Annotated in this window: 18 protein-coding genes; 13 read left to right on the plus strand and 5 right to left on the minus strand. The window is 46.6% G+C overall.

Annotated features, from left to right (window positions below):
* Positions 1–302 precede the first annotated feature (302 nt).
* Positions 303–3,044 (minus strand): aconitate hydratase AcnA, encoded by a 2,742-nt coding sequence (gene acnA, locus ACN6MV_RS02995; protein WP_042123947.1) that lies wholly within the window; start codon positions 3,042–3,044, stop codon positions 303–305.
* 270 nt (positions 3,045–3,314) lie between these two features.
* Here acnA and ACN6MV_RS03000 point away from each other — a divergent pair, with 270 nt between their 5' ends.
* From ACN6MV_RS03000 to ACN6MV_RS03040, 9 genes are all read left to right on the plus strand, one after another.
* Positions 3,315–4,346: an amidase domain-containing protein gene (locus ACN6MV_RS03000; RefSeq protein ID WP_081953979.1), complete on the plus strand. Its 1,032-nt coding sequence runs from the start codon at positions 3,315–3,317 to the stop codon at positions 4,344–4,346.
* A gap of 22 nt (positions 4,347–4,368) precedes the next feature.
* Positions 4,369–5,460, plus strand: coding sequence for a D-alanine--D-alanine ligase (locus ACN6MV_RS03005; protein ID WP_042123951.1), 1,092 nt, complete (start codon positions 4,369–4,371; stop codon positions 5,458–5,460).
* Positions 5,461–5,507: 47 nt separating this feature from the next.
* A complete protein-coding gene (locus ACN6MV_RS03010; protein ID WP_042123954.1) occupies positions 5,508–5,825 on the plus strand; it encodes a hypothetical protein in 318 nt (105 codons plus the stop codon).
* Positions 5,822–6,829, plus strand: a complete 1,008-nt coding sequence (uvsE, locus tag ACN6MV_RS03015; RefSeq protein WP_419885647.1) for a UV DNA damage repair endonuclease UvsE — start codon at positions 5,822–5,824, stop codon at positions 6,827–6,829. The genes ACN6MV_RS03010 and uvsE overlap by 4 nt, the downstream gene beginning before the upstream one ends.
* A gap of 241 nt (positions 6,830–7,070) precedes the next feature.
* On the plus strand, positions 7,071–7,955 hold the full coding sequence (locus ACN6MV_RS03020) for an inositol monophosphatase family protein (protein ID WP_042123958.1): 885 nt from the start codon (positions 7,071–7,073) through the stop codon (positions 7,953–7,955).
* A gap of 15 nt (positions 7,956–7,970) precedes the next feature.
* Positions 7,971–8,231, plus strand: coding sequence for a hypothetical protein (locus ACN6MV_RS03025; protein ID WP_042123959.1), 261 nt, complete (start codon positions 7,971–7,973; stop codon positions 8,229–8,231).
* Positions 8,232–8,358: 127 nt separating this feature from the next.
* Positions 8,359–9,651, plus strand: a complete 1,293-nt coding sequence (locus ACN6MV_RS03030) for a stalk domain-containing protein (protein WP_042123961.1) — start codon at positions 8,359–8,361, stop codon at positions 9,649–9,651.
* Between the two features lie 99 nt (positions 9,652–9,750).
* On the plus strand, positions 9,751–10,302 hold the full coding sequence (def, locus tag ACN6MV_RS03035) for a peptide deformylase (RefSeq protein WP_339291225.1): 552 nt from the start codon (positions 9,751–9,753) through the stop codon (positions 10,300–10,302).
* A gap of 180 nt (positions 10,303–10,482) precedes the next feature.
* Positions 10,483–11,103, plus strand: a complete 621-nt coding sequence (locus ACN6MV_RS03040) for a hypothetical protein (protein WP_419885648.1) — start codon at positions 10,483–10,485, stop codon at positions 11,101–11,103.
* 72 nt (positions 11,104–11,175) lie between these two features.
* On the opposite strand, the gene ACN6MV_RS03045 is transcribed toward ACN6MV_RS03040, so the two are convergent.
* Both ACN6MV_RS03045 and ACN6MV_RS03050 read right to left on the minus strand, forming a co-directional pair.
* Positions 11,176–12,492 carry a glutamate-1-semialdehyde 2,1-aminomutase gene (locus ACN6MV_RS03045; protein WP_419885649.1) on the minus strand — a complete coding sequence of 439 codons (1,317 nt, stop codon included), beginning with the start codon at positions 12,490–12,492 and terminating at the stop codon, positions 11,176–11,178.
* Between the two features lie 122 nt (positions 12,493–12,614).
* The gene (locus ACN6MV_RS03050; protein ID WP_419885650.1) at positions 12,615–13,667 is read right to left on the minus strand and encodes an LCP family protein; all 1,053 of its coding nucleotides are present in this window, start codon (positions 13,665–13,667) and stop codon (positions 12,615–12,617) included.
* A gap of 105 nt (positions 13,668–13,772) precedes the next feature.
* Here ACN6MV_RS03050 and bcp point away from each other — a divergent pair, with 105 nt between their 5' ends.
* The 4 genes from bcp to ACN6MV_RS03070 all read left to right on the plus strand — a co-directional run bounded on the left by bcp (position 13,773) and on the right by ACN6MV_RS03070 (position 20,843).
* On the plus strand, positions 13,773–14,240 hold the full coding sequence (gene bcp, locus ACN6MV_RS03055) for a thioredoxin-dependent thiol peroxidase (RefSeq protein ID WP_042123969.1): 468 nt from the start codon (positions 13,773–13,775) through the stop codon (positions 14,238–14,240).
* A 123-nt stretch (positions 14,241–14,363) separates the two neighbouring features.
* Complete coding sequence (locus tag ACN6MV_RS03060; protein WP_419885651.1) at positions 14,364–18,647, plus strand: acyl-CoA dehydratase activase-related protein; 4,284 nt, start codon at positions 14,364–14,366, stop codon at positions 18,645–18,647.
* A 235-nt stretch (positions 18,648–18,882) separates the two neighbouring features.
* Positions 18,883–19,335 (plus strand): MarR family winged helix-turn-helix transcriptional regulator, encoded by a 453-nt coding sequence (locus tag ACN6MV_RS03065; RefSeq protein WP_042123971.1) that lies wholly within the window; start codon positions 18,883–18,885, stop codon positions 19,333–19,335.
* Positions 19,332–20,843, plus strand: coding sequence for a DHA2 family efflux MFS transporter permease subunit (locus ACN6MV_RS03070; protein WP_042123972.1), 1,512 nt, complete (start codon positions 19,332–19,334; stop codon positions 20,841–20,843). Before ACN6MV_RS03065 ends, ACN6MV_RS03070 begins: the two co-directional genes overlap by 4 nt.
* A 75-nt stretch (positions 20,844–20,918) precedes the next feature.
* Here ACN6MV_RS03070 and ACN6MV_RS03075 read toward each other — a convergent pair whose 3' ends face one another.
* Entirely contained in the window at positions 20,919–21,230 is a 312-nt protein-coding gene (locus ACN6MV_RS03075; RefSeq protein ID WP_042123974.1) for a zinc ribbon domain-containing protein, read from the minus strand.
* Between the two features lie 90 nt (positions 21,231–21,320).
* Positions 21,321–22,271 (minus strand): helix-turn-helix transcriptional regulator, encoded by a 951-nt coding sequence (locus ACN6MV_RS03080; protein WP_419885652.1) that lies wholly within the window; start codon positions 22,269–22,271, stop codon positions 21,321–21,323.
* Positions 22,272–22,342 lie beyond the last annotated feature (71 nt).

Genomic DNA, 22,342 nt, shown 5'->3' on the forward strand with positions numbered 1-22,342 from the left:
CGTCACAATGCCAGAGCCGGAATGTCTGTGACCCGTGCGGTTATTCACCCCTCCGCCGCTAAGTCACTTTGAAAGCAAGCTTCCAGAGTGACTCCGCTCGACTTGCATTATTAAGCATGAAACCTGCAACGCCGGAGCCTTTCAGACTCAGAAGATCCTAATCACCCCCTTAGCCCACCAGACTCAGGAAAGGGCCTCACACAACAAAGAGGCCCCAGCAGCCAACAATCGGCTACTGGGGCACCCAAAAAAAAGGACTGTCTCATGGTCATTCCTGACCATGAGACAGTCCTTTATTAAATCTATTCTACCGACACAGCCGAAGAATCTGTGGCATCTGCCAGCATTTGACGAAGCACAGTTTGTAGAATACCACCATTGCGATAGTAATCAATATCAACCGTGCTGTCGAGACGTGCTGTGACAGGGAAATCGAACTGAGTACCGTCTTCGCGGGTTGCGGTGACAGTGAGTTCTTGTCCTGGCAGCACCTCGTTATCAAGTCCAGTAATATTGAAGGTCTCGCGTCCGGTCAGTCCCAAGCTGCTCCAGCCGTGTCCTTCCTGGAATTGCAGTGGAAGCACACCCATACCAACCAGATTGCTGCGGTGAATCCGCTCAAAGCTCTCAGCGATAACAGCTTTAACACCCAACAGAAGCGTGCCCTTGGCAGCCCAGTCACGTGAGCTTCCTGTGCCGTATTCTTTACCGGCGATAACGATGAGATTCTGTCCAGCGTCCTGATACAGCATGGAAGCGTCATAGATGGACATGACTTCATCGCTTGGCAGGAAGGTTGTAACTCCGCCTTCTGTACCTGGAGCTACTGCATTACGAATCCGAATATTAGCGAATGTACCACGCATCATGACTTCATGATTTCCGCGGCGTGAGCCGTAGGAGTTGAAGTCTGCACGTTCTACACCATGATCGCGTAAATATTCGCCGGCAGGACCAGAGGTAGAGATATTACCTGCAGGTGAGATATGGTCGGTCGTTACGGAATCAGCAAGCAACGCCAGAACGCGTGCATCCTTGATATCCTTGATGTCTCCCAGACCGTCTGCCAGATGCTCAAAGAATGGCGGGTTCTGAATATACGTGGAGTTGTCATCCCACTCATACAGCTCGCCTTGCGGAACAGGGATCGAATTCCAGCGTTCGTTAGCAGTGAATACATTCTCGTATTTACGGCGGAACATCTCTGGGCTAAGGGAAAGACCAATCGCTTCACGAATTTCAGCAGTCGTAGGCCAAATATCTTTCAGGAATACTGGCTCACCTTGTGGATCAAATCCGAGCGGTTCAGTCTGCAAATCGATATTTACAGTACCAGCCAGTGCATAAGCAACTACGAGCGGTGGTGAAGCCAAGTAGTTGGCTTTGACCTGAGCATGTACACGGCCTTCAAAGTTACGGTTACCGGAGATTACAGCAGCGACGGTCATATCGTTATCAGTAATGGCTTGGCTAACCTCTTCAGGCAGTGGACCGGAGTTACCGATACAAGTAGCACAGCCATATCCCGCCAAGTAGAAGCCCAGTGCTTCAAGTGGCTTCAGCAGGTCTGCTTTTTCCAAATATTCAGTAACTACCAATGATCCTGGAGTCAAGCTGCTCTTAACGTATGCTGGTTTGGTCAGTCCACGTTCCACCGCTTTTTTCGCCAAAAGACCTGCTCCAAGCATAACGCTAGGGTTAGAAGTATTTGTACAGCTTGTAATAGCTGCGATTACGACTGCGCCTGTACTGAGCTTGCTAGTGGTACCATTCTTATGCTCTATTTCTACAACTTGGGCGATTTTCTCATCGCTGAGGCCATAACCGCCTTTGTCTACAGGTGTACGGATAATACCTTCAAAATTTTCTTTCATGTGGGTAAGCTCAATCCGGTCTTGCGGACGTTTTGGTCCAGCCAAGCTTGGAACGACAGAAGCTAGGTCAAGTTCAATTACATCGCTGAACTCAGGATCTGGTGTATCCGAAGTGCGGAACATCCCTTGTGCTTTGTAATAAGATTCAACGAGCTCTACCAAATCATCCGGACGACCTGTGCTGCGCAAATAAGCAAGTGTCTCTTCATCTACAGGGAAGAAACCGATCGTTGCTCCGTATTCTGGCGCCATGTTAGCAACTGTTGCCCGGTCAGCAAGACTGATGTTAGCAAGACCAGGACCGTAGAATTCGACGAATTTGCCGACTACGCCTTTTTTACGCAACATTTCAGTTACTGTCAGTGCCAAGTCTGTTGCTGTAGCCCCTTCGATAAGGCTGCCTGTAAGCTTGAAGCCCACTACATCTGGTGTAACAAAATAGAGCGGTTGTCCGAGCATACCTGCTTCAGCTTCAATACCGCCAACACCCCAGCCTACAACACCAAGTCCGTTGATCATCGTAGTGTGGGAGTCCGTTCCAACAAGGGAATCTGGATAAACGACAGTTTCACCATCGATAGTTTTAGTAGTGGCTACGGAAGCCAAATACTCCAAATTCACCTGATGCACGATACCGGTAGCTGGAGGAACTGCACGGAAGTTATTGAAAGCGGTCTGTGCCCAGCGAAGGAAACGGTAGCGTTCCTCGTTACGCTCAAACTCCACGTTCATATTGTATTCCAAAGCATCTGCCGTACCGAAAGCATCAACCATAACAGAGTGGTCAATTACAAGGTCAACGGGAACGAGCGGGTTGATCTGTTTAGGATCTCCTCCGGCTTTCTTTACGGTATCACGCATAGCTGCCAGATCTACGACTACCGGTACACCGGTAAAGTCCTGAAGTACGATACGAGCAGGGATAAACGGAATTTCTTTATTGCGGTCAATGTCACCTGACCAATCAGCCAATTGTTTCACGTGTTCTTCTGTAATTGCCCGTCCGTCAAACTGACGAACAGCTGCTTCAAGTAATACTTTGATTGAAAAAGGAAGGGAAGAGATAGAGCCCAATCCTTGTTCCTCAAGGGAGTTAAGATCATAATAGCGATAAGATTTGCCACCTGATTCTAGGGTACGGGCCAACGAGAAATGATCCTTGCTTGGCATATGTGCGCCTCCTTGTTTCATCTATTGAAACTCAATTTCACATTGCATGTTATTTAATTATAACGGTTACAAAGAGGGGAGTAAAGTTTTTTTTCCTATATATAAAGCCCTAATATCGCATCTCTAAAACCATTTAGAGTTACCCCAAAAACGAGAGCTATAAGCAAAGCGTATGCCTTGCCATGTAAATTGAAGCGATCTGTATAGCGGCCTGTTTCCTTTCATATACATAGAGCAGCAGTTAAAAGGGAATGAAGGGGTGCGAGTATAATGGAGCAACAATGGAAGCAAAGTCTATATGTATATGTAGATCAAGTGAATAAGGCCAGGGTGGAACCTAAGTCCTCATCGCAAACCGTTTCCGTGTCCGTTAAGGATCCACGCTTTTTGGTGGAGCAAGGGGAACGTTCACGCCGAATCGCTGAATGGTATAACGCTCGTGGGATCACTCCGCTGCGAGGGGAAACAGGTGTAAAGACTTTACGGACCGTCCGGCAGACTCCGACTGAGGTGGTTGCAGAGGTTACACTGCATAGTGCACTTTATTATGAAAAAGGAGGCGTTAATCACCGCGAGGATAGGGTTGAGCTGGAGCGGTTGACCTTTGTGCGGGACGGAGGGGGCTGGGAAATCGCTGCTATAGAACGAACTATTCCCGAAAGAAATACGGTTCATAGAGCAGAGGTAGAGTTATCTGGCAGATTGTCCAAGTGGGGTGAAGCTTTACCAGCTCCGTTGCCATCACAGCCTCTTCTGAACCGGAATATTCTGGGGGAGATCCCGGGCTCAAGAGAGGTTCGCTACAACCGTGAAGAAGCGGTGGCTTATGCCGACCGTTGGTGGAAAGACGGTAATCCAGAGTTCGAAACATTTGAGGTGGATTGTACGAATTATGTCTCCCAATGCCTCTTTGCAGGGGGAGCACCTATCAACTATACTGGTAAAAGAGAAACGGGTTGGTGGTACAAAGGCTACCAAGGGAAACAAGAATGGTGGAGTTATAGCTGGGCTGTATCAGACAGTCTGCAGCGCTATTTGAGCGTTAGCCGGAGCAATGGCTTGCGTGCGGAAGTGATGGAGCGGCCGGAGCAATTGATGCTTGGCGATATCATTCAATATGACTGGGATGGCAACGGGCAATATCAGCACAGCACGATCGTCACAGCCTTTGATGCTGGTGGCATGCCGCTTGTGAATGCACGTACAGTTAGCAGCCGTCATCGCTTCTGGGACTATCGTGATTCCTACGCTTGGACGGATCAAACGAAATACCGTTTTTTTCATATTAACGACTATTTATAAGACAGAAAGAGGTAATAAAGGTATGGGGAATGCAAAACTAACCGTAGGGCTAGTGTACGGGGGCAAATCCGGAGAACATGAGGTATCGCTACAGACGGCTTTTGCCGTGATGAACTCATTTGATTACGATAAATATGAGATTATCCCTTTTTACATTTCAAAACAGGGTTTATGGAAAGTCGGAGAGACATTATCGGCACCTTATAGTGAGGTAGAGCAGCTCAAGCTTTCAGATGCAACTGAAGATATGGGCACAGCCCTGAATGTAGTATTTAGTGGACTGTCCGGTGCTGAAAAAACGGTGGACGTCATGTTCCCGCTGCTGCATGGCACGTATGGTGAGGACGGAACGATTCAAGGTTTGTTCGAAATGGCGAATATTCCTTACATCGGGGCTGGTGTTCTTGCCTCTTCGGCAGGTATGGATAAGGTTGTCATGAAGAAGCTGTTCGCTGATGCCGGTCTGGACCAGTGTGAATATTGTTATTTTAACATCAGCGCTTGGAAAAGAAAAAGTCATGAGTTGATTGTGGGTGTAGAGGATAAACTGGGGTATCCAGTATTCGTTAAGCCTGCAAATTTGGGCTCAAGTGTAGGTATTTCTAAGGCTTCTGATAAGGAGAGTCTTGTAAAAGCTATAGATTTTGCCTTCCGTTATGACACCAAAGTCATTATTGAGGAATTCGTGGATGCTCGTGAGGTAGAGGTCGGGGTGCTCGGAAATGATGAGCCAGAGGCCTCTGTCCCGGGTGAAATCGTTTCTTCTGGAGAATATTATGACTACGCAGCTAAGTATACGGACGGCAAATCGCAAATGATGATTCCTGCGCCAGTAGATTCTGAAGTTGCCGATCGTCTGCGGGAGTCCGCGATAACCGCTTTTAGAGCCATTGAGGGTAGTGGTATTACTCGGGCGGACTTCTTCCTGCGGAGATCGGATGGTAAAATTCTAATAAACGAAGTGAACACTATGCCTGGCTTCACACCTTACAGCATGTATCCGCTATTGTGGCGTGAGACAGGTGTATCTTATAGAGCTCTGTTAGACCGTATGATTGAGTTAGCTTTAGAGCGCTATAATTTCAAACAAGGTCTTAAGTATGACAACGAGTAATTGAAGCTGCTAGCGGGTTCATCCCGACTGGAAAGGGGCGAAGAAATATGGGTTTTCAAACTGAATTCAATTCCGTCTGTAAGTTCAAGAATGAACAAGAGCTCTATGAGTTGCTGGAGTACGGTCGTACCAAAATGGTGAAGCAGGGCTTTCGCGTGTATCCGACGGGTCAGAAGGTGATTGCCTACACACCTGAGAATGTAGCTGTAGCGATTGTCAAAATCTCTGCCTCGATTGCAGAGATTAATTTTCAGGGGCATGAGGTTACAGCGGTCGAAATGGAACTCGTGCGTAAATTGAATGAAGAAGAGTCCAAAGTGCAGACTGCACTAGCAGATGAAATGTTTTTTGGAGCGCAGGGATGATTGTCCGTTTTGGATATGTAGCGATGTCCACCGTTATCAAAGACTGCTCACCATCCAAGACTATGACGATGGCCTCCTTCAAGAAGCTGGATGACCGTGAAGCGGCACTTCGGCGTTTGGAGAACCTCGCTCGGATGAATCTGCACAATACGCTGAGACTAATGAAGCATAATGTGGGTTCGGACATTTTTGTGTACCGTCTCACTTCCAAATTAATTCCTCTGGCGACGCATCCTGATTTACAGGATTGGAATCCGTTTGCTGCGCTCGCAGAGGAATTCGCGGAAGTGGGGCAATATGTGAAAAAACATGGGATGCGGGTGTCCTTTCATCCAGATCACTTTACAGTGCTTAGTACACCCCGTCCTGAGGTGCTGATAAGTTCCATCCGGGATTTGCAGCACCATACGGACATGCTAAATGCCATGGGACTTCCTGCCATGGCGAAGAATAATATTCATATTGGCGGAGCCTATGGGGACAAGCCGGTGGCAGCCAAGCGGTTCGAGAAGCATTTCTGCGAGCTGCCAGCAGCGCTGCAGGAGCGTATTACGCTGGAGAATGATGATAAGACCTTCACAGCCCCGGAGACACTAGCGGTTTGTCAGAATGTAGGTCTGCCGATGGTGCTGGATATTCACCATCAATGGGTGAATAATGAAGGAGAGCTCCCTTGGGAGCTATGGCCTGACATTCAACAGACATGGCGGAGCGAGCTTTCACTGAAGGATGTTCCAGCGGGAGAGCTTTTGCCGCCTAAGATTCATGTCTCTAGTCCGCGCAGTCCGTCTGACCCACGCAGTCATGCAGACGGCGTAGAACCTGCGCCATTAGTAGCCTTTTTAAAGCGTATTGCCGCAGATACTCCTGCTGTCGATGTTATGATTGAGGCGAAACTAAAAGATGGTGCGTTATTTGGATTGATGGAAGCAATGAAGGAGCTGGCTGATGCCGGTAACGGAATTTCCGTATTAAATGGGGCAAGTGTGAATATCGAACCTTAAACAATGAAAATAAGGCGATAGGTCCCGAATACGGGTCCTATCATGACTTGATATGTAACTTGAAATAGGGTACGTTGAATGAAACTTTATTACTAATAACATTCAAGGGATCATACAACCAATTGGGTATCCCTTATGGCGGAACTTTGAGAACGTTTTGGCGTATTGCACGGTATTGTGAATAGGATTGCTTTAAATTTCATGCCAATGGCGATTATGTTCAAGGAAGCGGAGTGAAGATATGAGTCCTTTAAAACCAGAGGGTAAGAACGAACGTGAACCCTATGTAGTATCGAGCAAGGGACATACGGCGGTAGCTATTAATGCTGCTGCCAAAGCAGGAGAATGGATAAAGAGCAGACAGGGCCTGGTGAAGGAACTTAATACGAAGACATCGGCACAGGATCTGGTTACGGAAGTAGATAAAGGCGTTGAACAGATGATCCGCAGGTTGATTCTGACGCATTTTCCAGATCATGCGATCCTCGGTGAAGAAGGTGTATCCCCGGGTGCAGCAGCAGCAACCGCTGCATTGGAAGAAGCCCGTGAGCATGAATATCTGTGGATTGTAGATCCTGTAGATGGTACGACTAATTTTGTACACGGATTTCCTTTTTACTGTGTTTCTATTGCTTTGGTGATTCGTGGAGAATTGACGGTTGGTGTAATTTACGATCCGATTCGTGATGAGATGTTCGTAGCTGAAAAAGGTAAGGGAGCCTATATGCATGGTGTTCCTACCGCAGTTTCTACGGAGAACGTTTTTGGAGACAGCTTGATTGCTATGGGCTTTCCACCGGACCGTGAATTTGCACAACCTGTGAATATGGCGGGACTGCAGAGCGTTCTTCCACAGATTCGTGGTATTCGTGCAGGAGGTTCGGCTGCTCTACATTTGGCTTATGTAGCAGCGGGTCGAGTAGATGGCTACTGGGAAGTAGGCTTAAGCCCTTGGGATTGTGCTGCAGGAGTGCTGCTAGTCCTTGAATCAGGGGGCAGAATCACGGATACGCTTGGTCGTCCATACGATATTGGCACTCGTCATTTAGTAGCAAGTAATGGTCATATTCACGAATATTTGGTTTCGTCACTGAAGAATGCTGAAGCAACAGGATATAAGCTTTAGGGAGGACGATGCATCATGAGCGAGAAGGATGATCTGGAACGCAAGCTAAGTGAAATGTTGGTAGATGGTGAGATGGAACAGGGTGACCGTACTGCTAAAGAAATCCGTGAAATCTCTCCGAAGTATGAAATTCGTATCCAGACCACAATGGATCCTATTGTGGAGGAGACGCTTCGTTATCGTAAGATTGGACATGAACTGGACGATCGTTATGATAAATATTTGGAGCGCGCCGGGAAGAATTTGAATTCACAAGAGAATTCAGATAAAGAATAATATAAAGGTTCCCAGTTGTGAATAGAATAGTGATTTGCAGGGCGGTTTCCCGAATATGGGAGGCCGCTCTTTTGCGTTGCTATCAGGGATGGTAGAATGAGAATTAGAACATTTTGGGAGGGATACGATGCTAAGCAAGTGGAGAAGAATTTTAGCAGCTGGCACAAGCGGTATGCTTTTGTTATCTGTGCTAATTGGTGTAGGTGCCGGATCGGCAAATGCGGCTGACACGTCTGCAACACAAAACGCAAGTCAGGATGTCTTTCGCATCGTAGCTCTTGGCGATTCGATTACTGCCGGATACGAGCCGGGAATGACGGATGTGAATACTAAGCCTTACGGCTATGCGGAGCGGCTACTGGAGCAGGGGTGGTATCATGGCAGAAGCGAGCTTACCAATTATGGTATTCTTGGACTGACCACTGCTGGACTACTTAATTACACAGGAGCCATCAAGGACGGCTCAGCGATTACCGCTGAAGGTATTCAGTCAGGTCTGCCAGATCCACGGATAGACCAGTTCGCCAAGTTAACCCCGCAGATCGCATCAGAGCTCAAGGAAGCCGATCTGATTACGATTACAATTGGGGGGAATGATGTAAGCCGTCTTTTCTTACAGGTTAAGGAACTGACAGATACAGATTTCGAATCTCAGCTGGAGCAGAAGCTAGCGGATTATAATACGAATGTGAAGGCGACTCTTGAGAATATTCGTGCGATAAATCCTCAAGCAACAATTATACTGGCTGACCAATATCAGCCTGCTCCTAAGATTGCTCTTGGTGCAATGTACACCAAATTGATGACCGCAGCAGCCCAATTTACGGATTCGGCAGATCGTGTGGCCGCAAGCGTAAATCAACCAGGAGCAAAGGTATTAGTAGCTCATGTGGCGGCAAAGTTTGCCGGCTCAGAAGGCTCACTCACACATATTATTGGGGCAGGACAAGCGGATTTTCACCCTACGCAGCTCGGATACGAGACCATTGCAAAAGTATTTGCTGAATTACAATGGGGGGAATACCGCATTCCTACTGTAGCAGCAATGGCTACGGATACTGTACCGATGTCGATTGTAGTAAAGGGTGTAGAGTTAAATACACCGAATAAACCTATCCTTAAGAATGGTCAGAACTTCTTGGCGCTTAAAGATATTCTGAATGCCGTAGGCGCTAACGGAAAGTGGGATAATAAGACCTCTAGCGCAACTATCGAATATGGTGGACGGACTGTCGTAATCACGATTGGCAGTAAATTCATTAAGGTGAATGGACAGAATGTAGCCATTGATACCCCTGCTTTTCTGCAAAAGGTAGGCAAAGAAGATAAAACTTATCTTCCCCTTGCCGCATTGGCGACCGGACTTGGATTCGATGTGAATTATAGTAGCAAACTGCGAACTGCTTTCATTAATCCATAAATCTGCATACTATATTATAAGTACTTAAATTAAGCCCGTAAGGCAAAGGTGGATGGAATATTGTCTAGTTCAAAATTCAGTGCTGAATATATCATCACTATGGATGATATTGTACGGGAAGGTCATCCCGTACTTCGTACCGTAGCTGGGCCAGTGGAGCTTCCTTTGCAGGAGGAGGATCGTGAGACTCTGCAGTGTATGCTTCAGTTTCTAAAGAACAGTCAGGACCCGGAAATTTCCGAAGAATACAATTTACGCTCTGGTGTAGGCCTGTCGGCGAATCAAATCGGACTTACGAAGCGTATGTTCGTGATGTATTCTACGGACGAGAGAGGAAAGATCGTAGAGCATGCTTGGGTTAACCCTAAAATCATCAGTCACTCACTAACCATGGTGTACTTACCGGAGAGTGAGGGATGTCTGTCCGTTGATCGACCAGTGCATGGATTTGTACCGAGATACGAATCTGTGAAGGTTAAGGGATATAATCTTGAGGGTAAGGAAGTGGTCCTTAAATTTAAGGGCTACCAAGCCATCATCATCCAGCATGAGATTGATCATCTCGATGGGATCATGTTCTATGATCGAATTAACAAGGAGAATCCATTCAAGCTTCCTCAGGGAGTGGAGATCCGTAACTTGTACGAGTAAGTAGGAGAATAATTTTGATTTAAAAAAGTGTGCGGTCTTACGGCTTATAGCTGAGGAACGCACGCTTTTTTGTCATCTGCAGGATTGTATGATTTCAATTATTTTACAAATTAATCCACGGAAGGTAACATTATAGCGAATAGATAAGAATTAAATTTAAGATCAGAAGGAGGTTATTGAATGGCTTGGGGGAGAATGCCAATAAGAGGCGTGGTCAACGAATATAATGATGAGGTTAAAAAGGTTGATGAGCAGATTTTGACTCTGATTCAGGAACGTAAAGCTATAACAGGCAAAAAACGGTTTTCCCCAGAGAGTGAGCTTCTTGAGGAGTGGTCAACCAGATTCGAGATGGACACTTCTCAGATTGTACAGTATATACACAGTCTGAATGAGGCTGTACCCAGACGGAAATATTGGGAAGAGCCCGGCTTGCTACTTGGTGTACTTCCAATTGTGAAGCGGATAGTCTTCGAAGATTGCGAATATACACTTACACATGCTATGCAGTATGAAACGCTTAGTATAGTTACTGTGGAGATTAAGTATTTAAAAGAAACGGTGGAGCACATTCATCTTAGAGCCGCTTTAACATTGGAGATTATCAGTGAGGCAGTCTATGAAATCCAGCCGCATGGAGGTCACGGAGGGGGCGCTCATACACAAATGCAGTTTTTGGTCTCACCGCCGCTGCCAACAGATCTGGACACGGTCCAATTTTCCTTAATACCTGGAGTTGACCGAATGTTTGGACCTGCTTTGACGGAAATTATATTGGACAAGCAAGTCGATTTCGAATAGTACCTATGCAAAAAACCTACCACCAGAATTTGGTGGTAGGTTTCTGTATGTTTTGTGGCCGTAAATTACTTCTTATTTCTCAGACGCCATAGCGGCGAATGACGCTTCAGCTGTAATCAGTGTAGCATCGATATCCGCATCGGTATGTGCTGTCGTTAGGAACCAAGCTTCATATTTCGAAGGGGCAAGGTTAATCCCACGGTTCAACATGTGACGGAAGAAGCTGGCGAACAATTCGCCATCTGTATCTTGTGCCTCATCGTAATTCGTAACCGGATGCTTACAGAAATGAGTGGAGAATGAACCACGGATGCGGTTGATTGTCAGTGGAATGCCATGACGGTCAGCAGATTCCTGAAGTCCATCGACAAGACGGATCGCAAGCCGCTCCATCTCATCGTATACGCCTTCTGCGCTCAGCACCTCCAGACAGGCGATCCCTGCGGAGATTGAAGCAGGATTACCCGCCATTGTTCCCGCTTGGTATGCCGGTCCTAGCGGTGCTACTTGTTCCATCACATGCTTACGACCGCCGTACGCGCCGATTGGTAGGCCGCCGCCGATGATTTTGCCGAGTGCTGTCAGGTCAGGAGTAATGTCTTCATGGTTATCCAGTCCTGCATAGGTCTGAGTGGAACCATAGTGGAAGCGGAAGGCAGTAATAACTTCGTCATAAATAACGAGTGAGCCGTTATCATGAGCCAGCTTGCAGAGCCCTTCGAGGAATCCAGGCTTCGGCATAACCATACCGAAATTACCGACGATCGGTTCAACCATTACAGCGGCGACATCCTCGCCCCATTTCTCCAGTGCCTCTTGCAGGCTATCTAGATCATTAAAAGGAACAGTGATTACTTCCTGTGCAATACTGCTTGGAACGCCGGCACTATCTGGAATACCAAGCGTAGAAGGCCCGGATCCTGCTGCAACAAGCACTAGATCTGAGTGGCCGTGATAACAGCCAGCGAATTTTACGATTTTGCTGCGCTTTGTATAAGCACGAGCGACACGAATGGTAGTCATAACCGCTTCTGTGCCGGAATTGACAAACCGGACTTTATCCATAGATGGAATAGCTTCTTTAAGCATTTTAGCAAGCTTAATTTCGAGCTCTGTTGGGGTTCCGTAAAGAACACCATTCTCAGCTGCAGTGGTAATTGCCTTCGTTATATGTGGGTGAGCATGGCCGGTAATGATCGGTCCATAGGCTTGAAGATAGTCGATATATTCATTGCCATCTACATCCCAGAAGTGAGATCCACTGGCACGCTTCATAAATACAGGTGCTCCGCCTCCAACAGCTTTAAAAGAGCGGGAAGGGCTATTTACACCTCCAACGATATGTTGAAGGGCTTCGTGATAAAGTTGCTCAGATGTGGAACGATTCATAATGTGATCATCCTTTCGATTGTTGGTGCTCATGGCAACGGGCGAACAACGGTGTTTCCGCTGTCCGCCCGTATTATACCATTGCCTGTAGTGTCTACTTGTGAACGTTGCTTGTCAGATCTTTATTGGGTTCCGCTAGTGTTACTACTTGAAGTAGTCCCTGGTGAAGTTGAAGGTGTATGCGTTGGCTCAGGGCCATTTAAGGTATCCTGAACAAATTCCTTTAATTTCTTCTCACTGCGAATGCCTATAACCTGCGATCCGTCACTTGTAGTTTCCTCTTTGAGCAGATCCATTGGCGGAATTTGCTCACTACCGCCCATGGTACTATCATACCCGACGGTTGCAAGCTTCCACATATCATTTACTGTCAAATTGGTTTCGATATAAGGCGTAACTTGAGACAGGATATTCGGTAGCTTGATTATGGATGTGGTCTTGATCAGCTTGTCAGCCACAACCTTGAGAAATGCACGCTGGCGCTCGGTCCGAGTGAAGTCGGAGGTAGCGTCATGTCGGAAACGTACATATTGCAGAGCTTTATTACCGTCGAGATGCTGATATCCTTTTTTAAGATCAATGTCATACTCCGGACCATCTGCAATGGTCTTGTACACCATATCTTTCTCGACTTCATAATCTACACCACCAACGGCATCTACTAGCTTGATGAATCCTTGGAAGTCCGTGTAGACATAATATTGAATCGGGATGCCGAGCAGATCGCTTACAGTCTGCATCGCCGTGTTAGGTCCATAAATGATAGCTGAATTAATTCGTTTTTCACCGTGATCTGGAATCGGAACGTAAGTGTCTCTAAGAATTGAGAATACGCTGATTTTCTTCTTCACGGGATCAAGTGAGGCGACGAGCATTGTATCGGAACGAGGAATTTCCCCCTTCTTGACACCGCGGGCATCCACGCCCATTAGTAGTATATTAACAGGCTCTGTACCTTCCCACTTTGGAGGTTCTGGAGTGTCAACATCAACGGTTTCAGCATTCTTGAATGGTGAATTCTCGGTGTTCGACATGCTGCCAAGCTCATTGACAATGGAAGTGAAGTAATAAATGGTTCCACCGATAATAAGTAGGAGTATAATGGCCAGGGTCCAAAGCAGCGGTTTCTTTTTTGACTTATTAGTCTTTGCGTGCCTTTTCTTTCTAGGTGGCATTTCTCGTTCTTCCTTTCGCATTCACATTCTCTACATTATAATTTCTTTTGGGGATACGCGCAATTCATGCTCAATCCTCCAATATTAAGAAGGAGTGGATATAACTTGAACGTAGTAGCTATTGGACAAAAAGTACCGAATTTCACCCTTCCGTCCTCCAGTGGGCAAGAGGTTAGTTTAAATGAGTACCTGGGCCGAAAGGTCATTTTATATTTTTATCCTAAAAATATGACACCAGCCTGTACGCAGGAGGCCTGCGAATTCCGTGACGCTCATGATCAGATTACTGCGCTTGGTGCGGTTGTTTTAGGCATCAGCCCAGATCCCTTGGCCTCGCATATAAGGTTTACGGAGAAGAATAGTCTACCCTTTCCACTGTTGTCTGATGAGGATCATAAGGTAAGTGAAATGTTCGGTGTATGGCAGCTTAAGAAGCTTTATGGAAGAGAATTCATGGGCATTGTACGTTCTACTTTTTTGATTGATGAGCAGGGGATCTTAGTCGAAGAATGGCGGAAAGTACGAGTGAAAGGGCATGTAGCATCTACCATAGCAGGGATTTCCAAATCATAAAGTTTGTTAATAACTTTTTGTAAAAGTCTGTTACATTTTTAACAGCTTTCATAAGGTGTTGTCATGATATAGTTTCCTCATAATTGCTTCAAATTTGGAGCAAGACGAGGTGGTGTAGTGATAATGCTGCGTATTGGCCTTGATATCGGATCAACTACTGCTAAATTGGTTGTCATAGAACGTAATACTGTTGTTTATCAGGACTATGTTAGACATTATAGCGATATAAAAAAAGCAGCTCTCTCTCTTCTGTCTGATGTACAGATCAGATTTCCGGAGAGAGAAGCAACCCTTACTGTAAGCGGTTCCTCTGGCTTATCTTTATCCAAGCTGGGAGGGGTTCCGTTCGTTCAGGAGGTGATTGCCTGTACGAAGGCGATTGGCGAGCTAATTCCAGAATGTGATACGGCGATTGAACTGGGTGGCGAAGATGCCAAGATCATTTACCTTCGAGGTGGCATTGAGCAGCGTATGAATACGGCTTGCGCGGGTGGGACGGGAGCCTTTATCGATCAGATGGCATCGCTGCTGCAGACTGACCCGGCGGGCTTAAACGCATTGGCGGAAAAGCATGAGCGAATCTATCCCATAGCTTCACGCTGCGGGGTCTTTGCCAAAAGCGATGTACAGCCGCTACTGAACGAAGGGGCTCGTCGAGAGGATGTTGCGGCCTCGATCTTTCAGAGTATCGTCAATCAGACGATCAGTGGCCTCGCCTGCGGACGCCCGATTCGTGGACGGGTGGCTTTCCTTGGCGGCCCGCTAACCTTCTTGCCAGCCCTGCGTCAGCGTTTCGCGGAGACCCTTGAGCTTGCGCAATCGGATATTTTATTCCCTGACCGGTCGCAGTATTTCGTAGCAATTGGCTCTGCTCTTTCCGAAGCGAATCGGACAGCTTTGCCGCTCTCAGGTTGGCTCGCGCGAATAGCTGCCGTGGATTTTTCAGCGGATCGGGCTATGGATGCAGAATTACCGCCGCTTTTTGAGAATCCTGATGAGCTTGCTGCGTTCCGTCTACGCCACGGTAAAGCCTCTGCTGCCCGATCAGACTTGGCGGTGTATCGCGGCCCTTGCTATTTGGGGATCGATGCTGGTTCAACAACAACCAAACTTGTATTGACCGGCTCCGCTGACGAAATTCTATATACCTTTTATGGAAGTAATAAAGGGAACCCCTTGTATTCTGTCAGTGAGGCACTGAAAGAAATGTATCGGATTCTGCCTAAAGGCTGTTATATTGCAGGCTCTTATGTGACAGGTTACGGAGAGGGTTTAATCAAAGCCGCTTTATGGACGGACGGTGGTGAAGTGGAGACGGTTGCTCATTACAAGGCCGCTTCTAAGTTCATGCCGGAGGTAGACTTTATTTTGGATATCGGCGGACAGGACATGAAATGCATCAAGATCCGCGGCGGCGCGATCGACAGTCTGATGCTCAATGAAGCCTGTTCGGCAGGCTGCGGCTCTTTTCTTGAGAGCTTTGCTTCTGCGCTAGGCTTAGGCATCGAGGCGTTCGCCAAGTCAGCTCTGGAAGCGACCAAACCGGTTAATTTGGGTTCGCGCTGTACAGTATTCATGAATTCTAAAGTGAAGCAGGTTCAGAAGGAAGGTGCTTCACTGGCGGATCTTTCGGCAGGTCTTGCCTATTCTGTGATTAAGAATGCATTGCAAAAAGTAATTAAAATTCGCAATCCTGAGGATCTCGGGCGAAATATTATTGTTCAGGGCGGCACCTTCTATAACGAAGCTGTATTGCGTGCTTTTGAGCGCCTAACGGGGAGAACCGTAGTTAGACCGGATATTGCTGGAGTGATGGGTGCGTACGGGTGTGCGCTGATTGCTCGTGAGCAAGCAGGGGCTGACGGAAAAAGTACGTTGCTTGGACCGGAGGAAATTGCAAACTTTAAGTACGAGGTATCTTCAGGCCGTTGTGGTCGCTGTGGGAATAACTGCGCTTTAACGATCAGTCGGTTCCCGGATAAGAGCTTCTACGTTACAGGTAATCGCTGCGAGCGTGGTGCAGGAGGCCGGAAAGAGAAGAATGTACTGCCAAATTTGATGCAATATAAGTATGAGCGCTTTTTCGACTATGAGGCATTACCGGAGGCAGACGCAGCACGGGGCACAGTCGGCATTCCACGTACGATGAATATGTTCGAGAATTACCCATTTTGGCACACATTTTTCACCAAACTTGGCTATCGGGTGCTTCTCTCTCCTAAATCAAGCAAGAAGCTTTACGAAAGTGGTATGGATACGATTCCTTCCGAATCGATCTGTTATCCAGCAAAGATGGCACACGGACATGTGCAGAGCTTGATTGGTAAAAATGTCGATTTTATCTTTTATCCTGCGGTGGTGTATGAGAAGAAGGAGGATGAAGCAGCGGATAATCATTTCAATTGTCCGGTGGTCGCCTCTTATCCTGAGGTTATTCGCAACAATATGGATGGGCTTAGGGAGAAGGGAATTACGCTGGTCAGCCCGTTTCTGACCTTTGACGATAGAACTGCACTGACCAAGGGACTCGTGAAGACATTTACTGGGATTCCGAAAGAAGAGATTACGTCTGCTGTACAGGCAGGACTTGCAGAAGCTGATCGCGCTAAAAGTGATGTGCGTACCAAGGGTGAGGAGACGCTTGCGTATCTCGCCAGCACTGGGAACAAGGGAATACTTCTCTGTGGTCATCCTTATCATGCGGATCCTGAAATTAATCACGGTATAGCGGATATGATTACCGGTATGGGACTCGCCGTGCTGACAGAAGATTCCGTCTGCCATTTGGACCGAAGTGAAGGGGATGTGGCGGTTGTTAATCAGTGGACCTATCATGCTCGGATGTACCGCGCAGCCCGGCTTGCAGCAGTCCGAACCGATCTGGAGCTTGTTCAATTGACTTCCTTCGGTTGCGGGATTGATGCGATTACATGTGATGCCGTACAAGATATTATGGAAAGGCATAACAAAGTATATACGCTGATCAAAATCGATGAGATTAGCAACCTTGGCGCAGCTCGCATTCGACTACGTTCACTGCTGGCAGCGATGCGCGAGCGTGAAAAAGGCAAGGTGCTGCCACAGAAGGCACCTAAAGTACAGGCTAATGTAGCCTTTACGAAGGAAATGAAAGAAACGTATACGATCCTTGCGCCGCAAATGTCGCCCATTCATTTTGAATTGTTTGAGCAGGTTTTCCGGGATGCGGGATATCGTCTCAAGATCCTTGAGACTACTGGACCTGAAGAGACAGAAGAAGGTCTAAGATACGTCAACAATGACGCATGTTATCCCGCAATCGTAACAATAGGGCAAATTCTGTCAGCATTGAAGAGCGGGGACTATGATCCAAATCGTACCGCTGTAATCATGTCACAGACGGGCGGAGGCTGCCGCGCGACCAATTATATTTCTTTGCTCCGCAAAGCTTTAAAAGATTCAGACCTTGAACAAATTCCTGTGATTTCACTCAATGCTTCTGGAATGGAGAACCAGCCGGGCTTTCGTATCAGTCTTAAGCTGGCAAATCGGTTGATAGCCGCAGCTTGCTATGGTGATCTTATGATGCGACTGCTAAATCACTTTAGACCGTATGAGGTTGTTCCAGGGAGTGCTGAACGTTTATTCCGCAAGGGGATGGAGCGCTGTAAGGTCAGCTTAGTCACCTTCTCGTTCCGAGAATACAAACGTCTGATTCGTGAAATCGTTGCAGACTTCTGTAAGCTGCCCGTTACAGGTGTTACTAAACCAAGAGTGGGCATTGTTGGTGAAATCCTAATTAAATTTCACCCGGATGCCAACAACCGCATCATTGAGATGATTGAGGCGGAGGGTGGAGAAGCGGTAATGCCGGACTTCTTGGACTTTATCTTTTACTGTGTGTACAATCCGATCTACAAAGCCGAGCAGTTCGGCAAAAGTAAACGGTTGGGATATATTAATCCGATGTTAATCTCCTATCTGGAGATTTATCGTAAGCCGATGAAGCTTGCGCTTGAGGATGCGGGACTGGCTAAAGGACGGGAGAATATTTATGGTCTTGCTGAGAAGGCCAGCAGACTGGTATCTGTAGGAAATCAGATGGGTGAGGGATGGTTCCTGACCGCGGAAATGATGGATTTGATGGATAATGGCGTGAATAATATTGCTTGTATTCAGCCGTTTGCCTGCTTGCCCAACCATATTACTGGGCGCGGGATGATTAAGGGGCTTAAGGAGTTATATCCAGGTGCAAATATCATTGCCATTGATTATGATGCTGGAGTTAGCGTGGTTAACCAAGCGAATCGTATCAAGCTGATGATGTCGATTGCCAGCAGTCAGGAGGGGCAGGCTGTATTGGATTTAGAACAATCACTTAAACCGTTGCAGCAGAATCTGCTTGAAGGTTCATACAGTTTGTCCTGAGTATAAAAAGTCAAGGATATAGACGAACCGTATATAAAAAGCGGACCAAGAATTCACTTGGTCCGCTTTTTTTGTATTTTAACAGCTTGACCTTATCTTTGCGTTCTTTCTGCAAGATGATAATGGGTTTTCGGAAAGTTACAGTAAATCGTTGACTGAAATTTAGTTAAGTCGTAAAATAGTACGCATACGAACTATTTGATACTTTAACTAATTATTTTATGGAGGTGGAGATTTGGAGGACAAGGAGCAACAATTAGATGATATATTCTCCTCTTTTCGCCGCATTAGTCATGCTTTTCAGCAGTTGCTTTGGAAAGATGCCGAAGAGCTGAATATTACGCCTACCCAGTTAATGGTTCTACGCAAAATATCCGAACATCCTGATATTGGAATCACTGATCTTGCGGAGTTATTGCATTTAGGAAATAGTGCAGCAAGCGGAGTTGTGGACCGGATGGTGAAAGCTGAGTTGATTACAAGACATCGTTCCGAGGTGGACCGACGTATATACAAATTGGCGATTACTGAGAAAGGGAATGAGATCAGAGAAAGAAGCAAACAATCACTTAGAAAGTATTTGCTTCCACTGTCAAATGTGCCTGCTGAGGATGCAGGAGAGTTACTTAGGATTCATAGCGAAATCATTCAGATATTAGAGCAAGGGAGAGACAACAAGAATTTATGAGTACTACTACTGCTAACGCTGCAGCAGCAACAAAGCATATTCGTAGAGGCCCAATCATTGCGGCGCTATTAATAGGTGCATTTGTAGCGCTGTTGAACCAAACACTTCTTAATGTTGCGCTGCCAAGCATAATGGACGATTTAAAAATCGCCACCACTACGGCACAGTGGCTAACAACTGGATTTATGCTCGTAAACGGGGTACTTATTCCGATCAGTGCATTTCTGGTGGAAAAGTTTACGACCCGCCAGTTATTCATTACCGCGATGTCACTTTTTTCTATAGGTACACTTGTGTGCGCAATTGGAACAGGCTTTGAAATGATCATGGTCGGCAGAGTCATTCAAGCTGTTGGTGCCGGGATTTTGATGCCGCTAATGAACATTGTGTTCCTCCGGATCTTCCCGATTGAAGAACGGGGCAAAGCGATGGGCCTGATGGCAGTCGCTATGATTTTTGCACCAGCTGTGGGTCCGACCTTATCGGGCTGGGTAGTTCAGAACTATTCCTGGCGTGTGCTGTTCTTTATTATTCTTCCACTTGCTGTATTATCGACCCTGCTGGGGATGAAGACGATGCAGAACGTAGGAGAAACAACCTCTCCAAAGCTGGATAAGCCGGGTGTCATACTATCTACGCTTGGTTTTGGGGGGTTGTTGTACGGTTTTAGTGATGCCGGAACCGACGGTTGGGGAAGCACGACGGTTATCGTCTGCCTAATTTTAGGTGTGGTTGCTTTGGCCTTATTCGTATGGAGAGAGCTTACTACAGATACTCCGCTGCTTGAATTCCGGATTTTCAGATACAATATGTATTCACTAACCACATTAATCAATATCATTATTACAATGGCGTTATACGCAGGTATGATTCTGCTGCCGATTTATTTACAGACGATCCGTGGGTTTACGCCGATGGAGTCCGGACTTATGCTGCTGCCGGGGGCTATACTAATGGGAATTATGTCTCCGATCACAGGGATTATATTTGATAAAATAGGTGCGAAATGGCTGTCTGTAATAGGTCTTCTCATTACTGTCGTTACTACTTGGGAATTTAGTAGGCTTACGGACAGTACAACGTATACCCATATGATTATTAATTACACGGTACGGATGTTAGGAATGTCGATGTTATCTATGCCAATTGTAACTGCGGGACTTAACCAGCTTCCACAGCGTTTAAGCTCACATGGTACGGCCATGTCTAATACGTTGCGGACGGTTGGGGGGGCATTAGGGATGGCGTTGTTCGTCAGTCTAATGACTAATAAAACCAAGAGCACAATTACGGATACCCTAATGAGCGGAGCTGTCTCGCAAAGTGATAAAGCTGCGATGCTTAAGCTCACACAAGAGGCAACGATTAGCGGGGTTACACATGCCTTTGCCGTTGCTACATGGATCACTGTGATTGCTTTGGTATTAGCCTTCTTTATCAAGAAGACCTCACCTGAGCCCGACTTCCTGAAGACGGAAGAAGAGAAGATACAGCAGGTAAATCAATAAACACTGAGCCCAAAAGAAAAAGGAGTGTCCATGAACCGTAAAGGTTCCCTTGGATGCTCCTTTTTGTGCTGGTTATTAGTTCGTTGTAGGAGCGCTGGCTGCGCCTCTCCACCGTTTCAGATGAGGCAGCTGTTCGGAGAGTAATTTACGGGCAACAGCCTCGTCCATTCCTTCTTGAACCAAGTAGCCTGTACAAATATCAGACATTTCTTGCAGCGTAACGTCAGGCTGTTTGAATGCACCATCCTCGTAGCAGTAAACACAATAATCTTCGATTTTTTGACCATTCTTGTTCGTTCCAAGTAAATCCTCCGTAGGCATAGGCATCCCACAGCTCTGACAAAATTTCGGCTCATCTTGCACTTGCCCTGCTTGTTCTTGTTCCATATACAGCACTCCTTTAAAAGTTTGCGAAGCTTATGAGCACTCGCTTTGAGTACATTATAGAACTGGGAATCTGACCACATACCGTCAGGTTTAAAGTAAGGCTGTATATTTTTTGGCAACCCCGAGAGCCAACTCCCCGAGCTTATGACGAATATGCTTCGGCTCTAAAACTTCTAAAGACGTTCCGAAGCTGAGCAAGAAGGAATAGAGCCATCCGTCCTCGGGATAATGGATAGTTACGTTATATCCACCGTGTCCGTCCGGCTGAAGCTCTGTGGAGTCAAAGCGATCTTCCGCGAGATGTTTACCTTCAGATGTAAAATGCAGAAGGATTGGCGACATTGCTGCTGCTGAAGTTACTCTCTGATAGTCAGTGCTCCAGGGTAGCTCACGCATATCCATATCTTTTCTTATGAATTCCTGATTCTCTTTAACAAGCCCCTTCATACGCAGCAGCTTAAATAATCTGAAATCCTGACGTTGCAGGCAATAACCATACAAGTACCACGCTTGTCCTTTTAAGACTAAAGTATAAGGCTCGACAGAACGCTGGCTGGCTTGCCCTTCGGCATTCACATAATCAAAGTCTACCGTCATGTTTTCTTCCAACGCTTCTTTCAGAATCGCAATTTTTTCTTCTAGGACAGACTGAAGTCCCCAAGGAGATAAATCGATGATAAGCTGGGTCGTCTTACTTCGGAAAGCGGCGGAATGTGAGGGCGGGATTACACTACTGATCTTCTCCATGAGCAGAGTATGTTCAGTTCCTCCATAAGAGGAGACGCTTTGCAGCGCCGTGAAAATATCAGCCAGCTCGCGGTCAGTCAATACATTGCGGTCTAACCGGTAGCCTTCCATAAGACCAATGCCACCACCTGCTCCCTGATAGGTAACGATAGGGATTCCAGCTCCATTAATACTTTCAATATCACGGTAAATGGTGCGCACGGACACTTCGAACATGTCGGCGAGCTCCTTTGCCTGAATAAGACGTCGGTTCATAAGCAGAATGACGATAGAGAGCAATCGATCGATTTTCAAAAGGTAGAGCCCTCCTTTTCGGATAATTTCGTTATGTAATGATGTACTACATCTTAGCAAATCCTTGGGAA

The organism is Paenibacillus sp. B-A-8, assembly GCF_048572915.1.
Lineage (GTDB): Bacteria > Bacillota > Bacilli > Paenibacillales > Paenibacillaceae > Paenibacillus_AQ.